General features: G+C 67.8%; 13 protein-coding genes. 12 read left to right on the plus strand and 1 reads right to left on the minus strand.

Features of this window, described 5'->3' with window-relative positions:
* Positions 1–345 precede the first annotated feature (345 nt).
* The 10 genes from BM417_RS40360 to BM417_RS40405 all read left to right on the plus strand — a co-directional run bounded on the left by BM417_RS40360 (position 346) and on the right by BM417_RS40405 (position 8,468).
* Positions 346–1,062: a gamma-glutamylcyclotransferase family protein gene (locus BM417_RS40360; RefSeq protein WP_245822623.1), complete on the plus strand. Its 717-nt coding sequence runs from the start codon at positions 346–348 to the stop codon at positions 1,060–1,062.
* A 66-nt stretch (positions 1,063–1,128) separates the two neighbouring features.
* Positions 1,129–1,725, plus strand: coding sequence for a DUF4232 domain-containing protein (locus tag BM417_RS40365; protein WP_093605392.1), 597 nt, complete (start codon positions 1,129–1,131; stop codon positions 1,723–1,725).
* Entirely contained in the window at positions 1,726–2,202 is a 477-nt protein-coding gene (locus BM417_RS40370; RefSeq protein ID WP_093605393.1) for an alpha/beta hydrolase, read from the plus strand.
* A 16-nt stretch (positions 2,203–2,218) separates the two neighbouring features.
* Positions 2,219–2,650, plus strand: coding sequence for a hypothetical protein (locus tag BM417_RS40375; RefSeq protein WP_093605394.1), 432 nt, complete (start codon positions 2,219–2,221; stop codon positions 2,648–2,650).
* A gap of 239 nt (positions 2,651–2,889) precedes the next feature.
* Positions 2,890–3,150, plus strand: a complete 261-nt coding sequence (locus BM417_RS40380) for a hypothetical protein (protein WP_030481403.1) — start codon at positions 2,890–2,892, stop codon at positions 3,148–3,150.
* On the plus strand, positions 3,150–3,401 hold the full coding sequence (locus BM417_RS40385; RefSeq protein ID WP_093605395.1) for a hypothetical protein: 252 nt from the start codon (positions 3,150–3,152) through the stop codon (positions 3,399–3,401). Before BM417_RS40380 ends, BM417_RS40385 begins: the two co-directional genes overlap by 1 nt.
* A complete protein-coding gene (locus tag BM417_RS40390) occupies positions 3,401–6,220 on the plus strand; it encodes an FtsK/SpoIIIE domain-containing protein (RefSeq protein ID WP_093605396.1) in 2,820 nt (939 codons plus the stop codon). The genes BM417_RS40385 and BM417_RS40390 overlap by 1 nt, the downstream gene beginning before the upstream one ends.
* A complete protein-coding gene (locus BM417_RS40395; RefSeq protein WP_093605397.1) occupies positions 6,217–6,657 on the plus strand; it encodes a hypothetical protein in 441 nt (146 codons plus the stop codon). Before BM417_RS40390 ends, BM417_RS40395 begins: the two co-directional genes overlap by 4 nt.
* Positions 6,658–7,371 (plus strand): GNAT family N-acetyltransferase, encoded by a 714-nt coding sequence (locus BM417_RS40400; protein WP_093605398.1) that lies wholly within the window; start codon positions 6,658–6,660, stop codon positions 7,369–7,371.
* An 83-nt stretch (positions 7,372–7,454) separates the two neighbouring features.
* Entirely contained in the window at positions 7,455–8,468 is a 1,014-nt protein-coding gene (locus BM417_RS40405; protein ID WP_093605399.1) for an NADP-dependent oxidoreductase, read from the plus strand.
* A 433-nt stretch (positions 8,469–8,901) separates the two neighbouring features.
* Here BM417_RS40405 and BM417_RS40410 read toward each other — a convergent pair whose 3' ends face one another.
* On the minus strand, positions 8,902–10,464 hold the full coding sequence (locus BM417_RS40410) for an FAD-binding oxidoreductase (protein WP_093605400.1): 1,563 nt from the start codon (positions 10,462–10,464) through the stop codon (positions 8,902–8,904).
* Here BM417_RS40410 and BM417_RS40415 point away from each other — a divergent pair.
* The gene (locus BM417_RS40415) at positions 10,463–11,038 is read left to right on the plus strand and encodes a TetR/AcrR family transcriptional regulator (RefSeq protein ID WP_093605401.1); all 576 of its coding nucleotides are present in this window, start codon (positions 10,463–10,465) and stop codon (positions 11,036–11,038) included. The genes BM417_RS40410 and BM417_RS40415 overlap by 2 nt on opposite strands.
* The gene (locus BM417_RS40420; protein WP_093605402.1) at positions 11,035–12,420 is read left to right on the plus strand and encodes a glycerol-3-phosphate dehydrogenase/oxidase; all 1,386 of its coding nucleotides are present in this window, start codon (positions 11,035–11,037) and stop codon (positions 12,418–12,420) included. The genes BM417_RS40415 and BM417_RS40420 overlap by 4 nt, the downstream gene beginning before the upstream one ends.
* The last annotated feature ends 39 nt before the right edge of the window (positions 12,421–12,459 follow it).

Genomic DNA, 12,459 nt, shown 5'->3' on the forward strand with positions numbered 1-12,459 from the left:
ATGGCCCAACCGTTCACCGACGAAAGCCATCCGGCGGAGCCCTATCCGGGTACTCGTCCAGACCACTGTTTCGTTCACGTGGACGAAACAGGCTGGCCAGTGCGACCGGACCTCACGATGGAGTCGGGATGGCGAGTTGAGCCGGAGAACATCGACCTAGACCAATGGCTTGCGAACCACGGTGAGGCCCCGTTGGCGGCCCGGATGCCGGTGCTCGGGTACGGATCCAACGCCAATCCCAGCAAGCTCACGTGGCTCCGCGAAGAGCTTGGACTTGAAGGCCCCGCGGTCGTGCTTCGCGCACGGTGCGAGGGCCTTTCTGCTGTTTGGGCCGCCGGTTTGCGCATGCGCGACGACCAGCGGCCGGCCACGCTTGCGGGTGCTCCTGGCGTCACCGAGGAGCACTCCATCTGGTTCGCCACGCCTGAGCAGTTGCGTGTGCTGGACCGTTGCGAGGGACGCGGACTGCGCTATCGCCTCGTGCGCGTCCACACGGGCCGTGTGGTGCTCTACAACGGTGGCGTCATCGACAGCGTTCTGGCCTACACGGCAGGCTCCAAGAAGCGGATGCCCGTGCTCTTCAACGGCCGTATGGTCCGTTGCGCGGACGTCTCGCAGCGAAGCGCCCGCGTGCTGGGCGAGAGGCCTGCGATGAGCGATGGACTGGACGTGACCGAGGTGCACGGCGAGCCGTGCGCCGACGACTGGCCCGAGCTGCTGTTCGTCTACGGCACGCTCCAGCCGGGCGCAAACGCTTGGCACCTGATGGAGCCCCACGTCGTGGGGTCCGAGGAGACCCACCTGCCCGGCACGTTGTTCGACACCGGTCTGGGCTACCCCGCGCTGCGTCCCGGCGCCGGGCTGGGCGTGCCTGGCTTCGTGCTGCGACTCAGGTCGCCCGAGGACGCGCTGCCGTTGCTCGACGAGTACGAGGGCGAGGACTACCGCCGCGTGCGCGTCGTGCTGCCGGACGGCCGGATCGCCTGGACGTACATCTGGACCGCGGCGGTGAAGGGCATGTCCGAACTGCCCGACGGCTGGGACGTCCACCAGATCCGGTGAATTTCCGGCACGGTGTGTGGGCAAGTTGATATTTGGGCACATCCTTCGGTGGTAGGAGGTGCACCCATGACTCGTCGTCTGATCGCTTGCGGACTGGTGCTCACCGCGTTTGCCGCCGTAACGGCTTGTGGGACGAGAACCCCGGACAACGCCTCGCAAACGCTTCCGACGTCCGCGCCGTCGTCGTCGTCGGCCACCGCTTCGTCCACCGCCCCGGCCGGCAACTCGGGTGCGGCCGCACCGGCCGTCAAGCGCTGCGACTCGACCGCGCTCAAGGGCGAGGTCGCCCCCACGGACGCCGGCGCGGGCAACAGGTACGGCAAGTTCGTCGTCACGAACTCCGGCACGACGCCGTGCACGCTCAACGGTTACAGCGGTTTCCAGCTGGAGAACGCCTCCGGCGCGGTGCCGACCAAGCTGGAGCGCAAGGCGGATCCGGGACCGGCGGCCATGACGCTCGTGCCGGGCGGCAAGGCCTCGGCGAACCTGCACTGGGGCGTCGTGCCGTCGGGCAACGAGCCCGTGGAGGGTCCGTGCCAGCCGGAGCCGTCGAAGGCCGCGGCCATCCCGCCGGACGAGACCGCGCCGCTGACCGTGCCGTGGACCCTTGGCCCCGTCTGTTCGGGTGGCCGGATCGAGATCAGCGCGTTCTACGCTTCGTAGATGCACGCACCTGGATGGCTCGCCGTGCTTCCGCACGGCGAGCGCATCGCCCGTTCACTGCGCACAGCCGGTGTTCCGGTCGCGGTGAGCGAGGACATCGAGGCGGTGGTGAAAGCCGCCGATCGACCGGTCGTCCTCATTGGACACTTCACCGGCGCACCCGCCGCGGTTCGTTACGCCCAAACGCATTCCGGGCTCGCGGCGCTCGTCCTGGTGTCGCCGGTGCTCGGCATCTGGGACGGCGCGTCCAACGGGCTGGCCGACCTGATGGACGAGGTCAGCTTCGGGCCGGCGCTCGGCGACCTGCCGACGTTGTGGCTGCACGGGTCGGACGACGAGATCGTGCCGATCTCGGACACCCGCGCGGGCACCGACCGGATCCGCGGGTCCGCGTTCGAGGAGCACGTCGTGGACGGCCTGCTGACCGACGGCGAGGCCGTCACTCGGGTGCTGGAGTTCGTGCGGAGGGTCATCTGACACCATTTCGGGTGTCATGGACGAAGACGACCTCGTGCTGGTGATCACCGTGGTGGTCGAAGCAGCGAACGAGCAACAGGCGCGTGCCGCGTGCGACGCGCTCATCAGCCGTGCGGGTGCCCAGATCGTGGACGCCCGTGACTGCTCCGACGAAGAACCGGGGTGCTGGGCCGTCGTCATCACGCGGCCGAGCACCGAGAAGGCCACCCACAACGTCTCCGCCGCGCTGGCGCGGGCCGTTCGCACCTTCGTGCGCGGTCTGGGTGACGGGTTCTCGGCGCCGCGGGTGGCGTGCGAGCCGCCGACGGCGTGGACAGTGCTGGACGAGCCTGAGCTGATCAGCCAACTCGTGCCTGGTGCCGAGCGCGTCATGGTCGAGGTGTGGGCAGGAGATGACCCGTTCGGGGCAGGCACTCCGCGTGACAACTCACCCAGCAGACCGTCTTGATTCACCCGGCCGGTCGGTGCCTCTGCACGACAGGCTGTAGGCGGCATTGTGAGTGTCACAACACGCTCAGGCAAGGGGCCAGCAGCGCGCTCAACTGATCATTAAATCAAGGCCCGTTCGAGTGGATTCAGGCATCCACCCGGTTAGCCGATCTTCGCTCTCAACTGTGAAAATCTGGGCACAATCTCTACTAAGGGTGGTCTTCAGACCACCTTGTTCCGGAGGGTTCGGGAGCCGACATGGCCAGCATCGAAGAGGTCCGTGCCGCAATTGCCCAGGCGATCGACAAGGCGGCTCAAAGCCAGTCCGCCCTCCAACAGGCGGCTGAGCTCGCCGAGGACGCGCAGCAGCTGCTGACATCGGTCACGCAGGGCTCCGTGCAGGCGGACGTCGAGACGACGAACGCCCAGTTCGCCCAGGTCGTGTCCGGCGTGAGCGAGCTGCAGAACTACCTCGGCGCCGGCATTTCCGGGGCCGAGGGCATCAACAGCAGGCTTTGATGGCGTCCATCGCCGAGGTTCGTGCCGCGCTCGAGCAGGCGAGCGAGATCCTGCGTGAGTCGTACCGCAACGTGCGATCAGCGCAGGAGGGCCTCGACGAGGCGGTCGCGATCCTCGCCGAGTCGAGCGAGAACCACCACGAGTCGTTGCTTCCACCGGAGTTCGTGCGTGCGAAGGAAAGATTCCCCGATCAGCTGGAGCTGATGGTGGGAACCCTAGAGCGCATCCAACGACTCACCGTGGAGCTGTGATGAGCAGGCGGGACGACCGGCGACAAAGGATCGAAGACGCCTTCGGGGAGTTCCAGCGCGCTGTTTCGGCCGCGCTGGGCTCGGTGGCACGCGAACACCGGGCGCTCGCCACCGAGCACGCCAAGGACATGTTCGAGTTCACCGTGCGGGGCATGGGCATCGACAAGGCGTTGCAAGACGTCGCCCTGAAGGACGTGACCTCGTTCCTCACGGTCGACGAGAAGCGCGTGAAGAACCCGCGTCAGGCGCCGCTCTCGATGCCCGAGTTCGCCGAGCGGCTCGCGCAGATCAAGTACGACTGGGAGCAGTCGTTCCACGAGTGGACGAGTTCGGGTCCCGAGCAGCTGACCGAGCTGGTGAACTCGGTCGCCGCCGGTCCCGCGTCGTGGCCGCACGAGTCGTGGCTCGGCCACCCCGGCACGCACGACGGCAGCGAGGGCGTGCCCGAGCTGTGGCGGATCGGCACCGGCGTGGTGACGTCGGCGCCGAAGACCAGGCCGTTCCCCGTCGCGGTGCCGCTACTGGACCAGGCGCACCTGCACATCTCGTCCACTTCGGACACCCGCCAGCTCGCGGACACGCTGGTGGAGAGCCTGTTGCTGCGGGTCCTGTCGCACTTCCAGCCGGGGCTCGTGCACGTGCACGTGTGGGACGTCGGCCAGCTGACCGGGTCGTTGCCGGGGCTCTACCCGCTGACCCGCGCGAACCTGCTGACGGTGCACGACCCGGCACGGCTGCACGAGCTGCTGGACGAGCTGTCCGAACACATTCGCCAGGTGCACACCAAGGTCTTGGTCGACGGCCATCTGACCGTTCGTGCGGTCAGCGGCGAGGGCCGGCGCACCGAGCCGTGGCGGATCGCCGTGCTGTTCGGCAACCGCAAGGCGTTGAAGGAAGACCAGCAGCAACAGCTGCAACGCGTGGCGCGCAACGGTTTGGCGTGCGGTGTGCAGCTGTTCATCGTGGACATTCCCATCACGATCAACTCGCCGGTGGAGACGGTGTCGTTGCGCAGCGACGGCACCGCGTTCTGCACCATGACCGGCAAGAACGTGACGGTGACGCTGGATCCCGCCCTGCCGCGCACCCTGGTTCCGCGCGCCTGTGCCGCCATCGCGGAGAAGCGCGAGGAACGGCGGTCGCGTCTGGGGTCGTTCGGCGATCTGCTGCCCGACCGGCCGTGGACGGAGAACTCGTCGGCCGGAGTCATTGCGCCCGTTGGGTTCGACGACGGCGAGCAGGTCTGCGTGCAGCTCGGCGACACTTCGCCGCACGCGTTGATCGGCGGACCGTCCGGTTCGGGTAAGACGAACTTCCTCTACGCGATGCTCGGTTCGTTGTGCGCGCGCTACTCGCCGGACGAGCTGGAGCTGTACCTGCTGGACTTCAAGGAAGGCGTGTCGTTCGCGCAGTTCGCGCCGGGCCGCAAGGACCCGTCGTGGCTGCCGCACGCGCGCCTGGTCGGCGTGAACGTCAACACCGACCGCGAGTTCGGCGTGGCGCTGCTGCGGTACCTGTCCGACGAGATGCGCCGGCGTGCGGACGCGGCCAAGCAGCACGAGGTCACCAAGCTCCAGGACCTGCGCGCCGAGGACCCGTCCGGGCGCTGGCCGCGGATCGTCGCGGTGATCGACGAGTTCCAGTACCTGTTCGGCGAACGTGATCAGGTCACCGCCGCCGCGACGCAACTGCTGGAGGACGTGGCACGCCGCGGTCGTTCGCAGGGCATCCACCTCGTGCTGTCCTCGCAGGACGTCTCGGGCATCGAGGGTTTCTGGGGCAAGTCGGCGATCTTCGAGCAGTTCACCGTCCGCATCGCGCTGCCCAAGGCCCGCCGAGTGCTGGCCGAGCCGCAGAACGACGCCGCCGTCGAGCTCCCGCGCTGGCACGCGGTGATCAACCACGAGTCGGGTGTCAAGCCCGGCAACGAGATCTGCCGCATCCCGGACTCGACGTCCAAGGGCACCATGGACTTCCTGCAGACCGAGCTGTGGCGCCGCGAACCGGGCCAGGCGCCAGGCCTGTTCGACGGCAGCAAGATCCCGCTGATCGACGCGACGCAGGACTTCCTCGACCTGCGGCCGGGCGAGGCATCGCCTACCGTGCTTCTGGGACAGGTGATCGACGTCGCGGGCAGCGCGGCACGGGTGCGGTTCGCCCGCACACCGGGTCGCAACATCGCGGTGATCGGTTCCGTGGTCCAGGACGCGGCCGCGGTGCTCGGCGGAGCGGCCGCGTCGCTGGGCAGGCAGCACCGGCCGCACGAGGCGGTGTTCACGCTGGCCTGCCTGGTCGAGGAGGCGATGCCCTCGGCGTTGCATCTGGCGAAACGCCTGAGCGCCGACGGGCATGATGCCGAGGTGATCGGCATCAACCGCGTCCGCGACCTGCTGGACGAGACGGCAGCGCGGCTGCAGTCGATCAACACGGGCGAGACCGACGCGCCGCTGAAGCCGCACTACCTGGTGCTGTACGGCGTGGACGCGGCGCAGACGTTGCTGGAGCAGAAGAACGCGACCACCCGGATGTCCGGTGTGGACAGTCTCCGCACCGTTCTGAAGCACGGCCCGGAGAACCGCACGCACGTGCTGGGCTGGTGGCGCGGCGTGCAGAGGCTGAAGGCGAGCCTCCCGCCCGGCGTCTACGACGACATCGGCGCCTGGGTGGCGTTCGACGTCCAGGGCAAGGAACTGCTGTCGCTCGGACCGGAGCAGGTGATGGCGTGGTCGCCGAGACCACGCCGCGGCCTGTTCTTCGACCGGTTCGAGCACTCGCGACCGCAAGTGATCATCCCGTTCGACACTGGAGAAGCGTCATGAACCCGATGATGACGATGTTCGACCCGGTCCCGTCGCAGCGTCAAAGCGAGGAGGTGATCGAGGTGCCGACGATCTCCGCGGTTGAGCGCTACAAGGAGATCATCGCCATCGCCACGGACGCGGCTGCCCGCCAGCGCAAGCTGGACGAGGTGCGGTGCGCCGAGCTCGCCGCGCGGCTCGCGTCGACCCAGCACGAGATCGCCGAGGTGCGCGATCGCGAGCGGGTCGTGCGGATGGGCGCCGCCCTGCACTGGGAGGCGGCCGTGGAGCAGCTCTGGAACGAGCGCTGGCTCCAGATGGTCACACCGCCACAGCCCGACGAGTCCGTCCCCCCACGCCCCCAGGGCGAGTACAACCGCGCGATGGATCTCGCCTACCAGGCGCTGGAGGACTCGCTGGCGAAGCGAACCTTGCTGCGCCGCAAGCAGAAGGACTGAGTGCGCCGGTTACGCACCGCCGCCGACGTGCAGGACGCCAGCGACGACCCGATGGTCCGCTGGGCGGCCCAAGCGCTGTCGTGCGGCGGTGCGGCCTGGGAACACGGCGGCGCAGTGGCCGTGCACGCACCGGCCCTCACCAGACGCCGCCGGCTGGTCCTGACGGGCCCGGCCGAAGGCGTGGCATCCCTGCTGGCAGCACACGGCCGAGGCGTCAACTTACGCCCACTGCTGGAACGCAAGCTGGCCGAAGAAGTAGAACCCCTGATGCCCACCCCATGGGTAGAGGACAAGCCCTTCGGCTGGATGGACCGCAAAGGCAGCCTCGACCTCCCCACCGACGCCACCTGGCTAGAAACCACAGCCAACGTGGACCCGCTGCTACGCGAGGCCAACCCGGACTCCTGGGCCTGGCCAGGCGAACAGGGCGTCCGCCGCTGGGCAGGCGTCCACCAGAACGACAAGTTGGTGGCCACCGCAGCGGAGGCCTGGTCGTCGACCGACGTCGGCTTCATGATGGGCGTAGCCGTCCACCCCGCCCACACAGGCCAGGGCCTGGGCCACCGCATCTGCCAGTTCGTGACGTCATCACTACTCGCGCTCTACGGCACGTGCGCCCTCTTCGTAGAGAACCACAACGCCCCGGCCATCGCGCTGTACCGCAAGCTCGGCTTCGCCTACCGAGACGTCACGACGTTTCTCCCTGCGGTCTAGGTCACATTCCGGAACAGTCGTCAGCAACAGACGGTTGAAACGGATAACTGATCCGAAACGCAATGGATGGAGATGGTCCGACCATGACCAGCACCGCACTCGAAGTAAGGCTCGCGTCCCGCCCGAAGGGCTGGCCGACCGAGGACAACTTCGAGATCGCCGAGGTCGAGATCCCGACCCCGGGCGAAGGCCAGATCCTGGTCCGCAACGTGGTCATGAGCGTCGACCCGTACATGCGAGGCCGCATGAACGACGTCAAGTCCTACGTCCCGCCGTTCCAGGTAGGCGCCCCGCTGGATGGCGGCGCAGTCGGCGAGATCGTCGCAGTAGGCGCAGGCGTCGAAAGCCTCAAGAAGGGCGACAACGTCCTGCACGGCCTCGGCTGGCGCGACTACGCCGTAGTGGACGCCAAGCACGTCGTGAAGGTCGACGGCAACGTCGCTCCGCTCTCCACCTACCTGGGCGTCCTGGGCATGCCCGGCCTCACCGCCTACGCGGGCCTCCTGGCCACCGCCGAGTTCAAGGAAGGCGACACCGTCTTCGTCTCCGGCGCGGCAGGCGCAGTGGGCCAGATCGTGGGCCAGATCGCCCGCCTGAAGGGCGCCAGCCGAGTAATCGGCTCCGCAGGCTCAGCCGACAAGGTCAAGTACCTGACCGAAGAACTGGGCTTCGACGCCGCCTTCAACTACAAGGAGGGCCCGGTGGCCGAACAGCTCGCCGCCGCAGCCCCCAACGGCATCGACGTCTACTTCGACAACGTGGGCGGCGAACACCTCGAAGCGGCCATCGAAAACCTGAACCTGAACGGCCGCATCACCATGTGCGGCGCCATCTCGCAGTACAACGAGTCCGAGAAGCCGGCGGGCCCGAGCAACATGATCCAGATCCTCGCCAAGCGCCTGACCCTGCGCGGCATGCTGGTCGGCGACCACAAGGCCCTGCAGCAGCAGTTCGTGTCCGAGGTAGCAGCCTGGATCGCGTCCGGCGAACTGAAGTACTCCGAAACGGTGATCGAGGGCGGCACCCGCCAGGCCCCGGCAGCCTTCCTGGGCATGCTGCGAGGCGAGAACACGGGCAAGATGCTCGTCCAGTTCTAACCCAGACACCACCCACCCGCGAAGCCGAAGGCGAGCCGTCCTTACCAAACGGTCAGGGCGGTGGGGTCCCGTCACGAGTCGCGCCATAGCTCTTGCTGCATGCAAGAAGGGTTGTCAAACGGACACGCTTTTCGTCCGTTTGACAACCCTTCTTGCATGTGGCCCGCTCTTGGTGCGGCTCGTGACGGGACCCCACCGCCAACGCAAGCCAACTACGCAACAGGCAGCCGCCCAAAGCAACAGGCGTGCCATCAACCCGCAGGCGGCGCCACCCCCCGATCAGATTGCCGGGGGTCTGGGGGCAGCGCCCCCAGGGAAAGCACGCAACCGCAAGGTCGCCGCCCGCAAGGTGACCACCCTGCAAGGTCGCGGCCCGCAAGGTCGCCACCCGCAAGGTCGCCGCCCGCAAGCCAACCACCCACAACAGCCGCGACTAAACCAACTTCCCAGGATTCAAAATCCCAGTCGGATCAAGCCGTTCCTTGACCGCCCGCAACACGCCAACCCCAACAACCCCGATCTCCTTCTCCAACCAGGGAAGATGATCCCGCCCAACAGCATGGTGATGCGTGATCGTCCCAAGCCGGGAAACAGCATCCGAAGCCGCAACCTTGGCCCGCCCCCACTGCGAAACAGGATCAGCAAGATCCCGAGGCACCAACACGGTGAAGTACAACGAGGCCCCAGTCTCATAAGCATGCGAGACATGGCACATCACCACAGGATCCCCAAGCTCAGCGACCAACGCCCCCCGCACGGCGTCGCGCAGCTCAGAAACCCGAGACCACCGAGTAGCGGTCTCCAACGTCTCGACACAAACCCCAGCGTCCAACAGCGCATCCCGCTGCCGAGGCCCGTTGAACCGCCCATGCAGCCAAGAAGCCCCCATGGCCCGCCCGAGCCGAACAACCTTGTGCCCACGCAACGCACTCAGAGTCGCAGCCCGGGACCGGCACTCCCACCCGAGAATCACCAGGCAGGGCTGCCGAACCCCACGAACCCGCAGGTACTTCTTCACCAGATCGGCCTTGGACCCGGCCAGCGCCAGCGCGACCTCGGTCTCGTCCACATCGGACAGCCGGGTGACATCCGCCAACGCCCCGGCCTGGGCCAGAGACCTCACGAGCGCGACACCGGCCTCCCAGCCGTCGACGACGAGACCCTCGTATCGGGGCGCGGACGGCTTGGGCCGAACCCGAACAGAAACCTCGGTGATAACCCCGAAAAGCCCTTCACTACCAAGCACCAGCTGCTTCAGGTCCGGACCGGCAGCAGAAGCGGGAGCGGCCCCAGCAACCCACTCACCCACCGGCGTGGCCACACGAACCGACTCGACCATGTCCTCAAATCGCCCATACCCGGACGACGCCTGCCCAGCAGATCGAGTAGCAGCAAACCCACCAACAGTGGCCCGCTCAAAAGACTGCGGCACATGCCCGAGCGTGAACCCGTGCTCCCCCAGCAACCGCTCAGCCTCAGGCCCGGTGACCCCGGCCTGCAACACGGCAACCCGAGAAACCGGATCAACGGAAACAAGAGACCCAAGCCCGGCCAGGTCCAGCGCAACGACAGCCGACTTGGCCCCGCGCAAAGCCTCGACCCCACCGACCACGGACGTGCCACCACCAAACGGCACCACGGCGATGTCGTACTCGACACAGACCCGCAGCACCTCAAGGACTTCCTCAGGCGAAGCAGGCTGCACAACAGCGTCCGGCACAGCCAACTCCCCGTGCCCACGACGACGCAGCAGGTCCAGGTACGACAACCCACCAGCACGCCCAAGCCGATCCGCAGGATCCAAAGAGATCGCGCTGACAGCCTCCAACGCCGTAAACGCGTCCTCGGACAGCTCAGACGGAGGCACCGAAACAGGCACCTCCGGCAAAGGCTCCCCCAGCCCAACGCGCTGACTGAGCCAAGCCAGCGCATGAGGCGGCAACGGCACGGTTTCGGAGGTCCATCGAGCCCTGGTCACTGCTACAGTGTTACACATGACGTCTCAACGTCACACCCACGACGCCCTGCTCGACGCCACCCGTGAGTGTGTTCTGGAGGTGGGGGTGCGCCGCACGACCCTCACCGACGTGGCGAAACGGGCGAACGTGAGCCGGATGACGCTCTACCGGCGCTACCCGGACGTCGACCACCTCGTGCGGGCCCTGATGACGCGTGAGTTCGCCGCGTTGCTCGAAGCGGTGGAACGGGCCGGCGGGCAGGGGAACGCCCGTCAGCAGCTCGTTCAGAGGGCCGTGGACGCCATCCGGCTGCTCGAGGCCAACCCGCTCATGCAACGCGTCCTGCAACTCGACGCGGACCTGATGCTGCCCTACCTCACCGACCGGCTCGGCAGCACGCAGCGACTGGTCGAGCAGTTCCTCGTCGCGCAGATCGAGGCCGGGCACCTCGACGGGTCGATCCGGTTCGGCGACGCCAAGACGCAGGCGCGCGTGGTGTTGATGAGCACGCAGTCGATGGTGCTCTCGACCAGACCGGTGACCTCCGGGCTCGACTTCGGCTCGTTGCTCGACGAGCTCGCCAAGCAGCTGGACGGAGCTCTGAAGCCGTGAAGACGTCCCTGAACGCGGACAGGCGCCACAAGGATCTCGAAGCCGCCCAACGAGAAGTCGCCGACGTGCTCGTGATCGGCGGCGGCGTCACGGGCACGGGTGTCGCGCTCGACGCGGCCTCCCGAGGTCTCAAGGTCACCCTGCTGGAGGCGCACGACCTGGCGTTCGGGACGTCCCGCTGGTCCAGCAAGCTCGTCCACGGCGGCCTGCGCTACCTCGCGAAGGGCGACGTGCGGCTCGCCCACGAAAGCGCCGTCGAACGCGGCATCCTGATGACCAGGACGGCGCCGCACCTCACCCGCACGTTGCCGATGCTGTTCCCGTTGCACTCCACCGCGGGCCACTTCGTCATGTCGGGATTCCGCGCCGGCAACGCGCTGCGCATCGCCGCCCGCACGCCGTCGGACGTGCTGCCGGCACCGCGCCGAGTGTCCAGACACGAAGCCCTGGCGCTGGTTCCCGGCCTGGACCCGGCCAAGCTCACCGGCGGACTCCTGAGCTACGACGGCCAGCTCGTCGACGACGCCCGGCTCGTGGTCGCGCTGGCCAGAACAGCCGCCGGCCACGGCGCGAGGATCATCACCCGCGCGAAGGTCGTGACGCTGCAAGGTGATGGCGCCGAGGCGGTGGACACGCTCACCGGCGCGACGTTCAGCGTCAGGGCCAAGGCGGTGATCAACGCGACGGGCGTCTGGGCCGGCACGCTCGCCCCGGTGCAGCTGCGGCCGTCCCGCGGCTCCCACCTGGTGATCGACGCGCGGACCGCCGGCATCACCGGCACGGCGCTGACGATCCCGGTACCCGGCGAGCACAACCGCTACGCGTTCGTGCTGCCCCAGGCGAACGGCCGCGCGTATCTCGGCCTCACCGACGAGCCCGTGGACGACATCCCGGACGTACCGATGGTGCCGGAGTCCGATGTGGACTTCCTGCTCGCGACCGCTTCCCACGTCCTGCAACGAAATCTCACCAGGAACGACGTCATCGGCAGCTACGCGGGCCTGCGCCCGTTGCTCGAGGCCGAAGGGCGGACCGCGGACCTCTCCCGTCACCACGCCGTGCTGAAGGCACCGAACGGCGTGATCACGATCGTCGGCGGCAAGCTCACCACGTACCGCAGGATGGCCGCGGACGCCGTGAACGCGACGAACCTGACGCAGATCCCCTGCCGCACCAAGGACATCCGCCTGGTCGACGACAGGCCGGCGCCGACCACCCCGATCGCACCCGGCGTCACCGAGGCCGACATCGTCCACGCGATCCAGCACGAGGGCGCGCTGGACGCCGACGACGTTCTGGACCGCCGCACGCGCATCGGCCTGGTTCCGGAGGACCGCGAGAAGGCCGCGCCGGAGATCGCGAAACTCCTGGCCGCGGTGTGAAAAAAGGGCGTCCGCAGGTACCGCCGACTCCCAGTCGGT

This window comes from Lentzea waywayandensis (assembly GCF_900115955.1).
GTDB lineage: Bacteria > Actinomycetota > Actinomycetes > Mycobacteriales > Pseudonocardiaceae > Lentzea > Lentzea waywayandensis.

What these genes read in the sequence shown, in the direction of transcription:
- BM417_RS40390 (WP_093605396.1), top strand. Translation starts at nt 3,401, where the DNA reads ATGAGCAGGCGGGACGACCGGCGACAAAGGATCGAAGACGCCTTCGGG.
- BM417_RS40365 (WP_093605392.1), top strand. Translation starts at nt 1,129, where the DNA reads ATGACTCGTCGTCTGATCGCTTGCGGACTGGTGCTCACCGCGTTTGCC.
- BM417_RS40405 (WP_093605399.1), top strand. Translation starts at nt 7,455, where the DNA reads ATGACCAGCACCGCACTCGAAGTAAGGCTCGCGTCCCGCCCGAAGGGC.
- BM417_RS40380 (WP_030481403.1), top strand. Translation starts at nt 2,890, where the DNA reads ATGGCCAGCATCGAAGAGGTCCGTGCCGCAATTGCCCAGGCGATCGAC.
- BM417_RS40370 (WP_093605393.1), top strand. Translation starts at nt 1,726, where the DNA reads ATGCACGCACCTGGATGGCTCGCCGTGCTTCCGCACGGCGAGCGCATC.
- BM417_RS40415 (WP_093605401.1), top strand. Translation starts at nt 10,463, where the DNA reads ATGACGTCTCAACGTCACACCCACGACGCCCTGCTCGACGCCACCCGT.
- BM417_RS40385 (WP_093605395.1), top strand. Translation starts at nt 3,150, where the DNA reads ATGGCGTCCATCGCCGAGGTTCGTGCCGCGCTCGAGCAGGCGAGCGAG.
- BM417_RS40410 (WP_093605400.1), bottom strand. Translation starts at nt 10,464, where the DNA reads ATGTGTAACACTGTAGCAGTGACCAGGGCTCGATGGACCTCCGAAACC.
- BM417_RS40360 (WP_245822623.1), top strand. Translation starts at nt 346, where the DNA reads ATGCGCGACGACCAGCGGCCGGCCACGCTTGCGGGTGCTCCTGGCGTC.
- BM417_RS40375 (WP_093605394.1), top strand. Translation starts at nt 2,219, where the DNA reads ATGGACGAAGACGACCTCGTGCTGGTGATCACCGTGGTGGTCGAAGCA.
- BM417_RS40395 (WP_093605397.1), top strand. Translation starts at nt 6,217, where the DNA reads ATGAACCCGATGATGACGATGTTCGACCCGGTCCCGTCGCAGCGTCAA.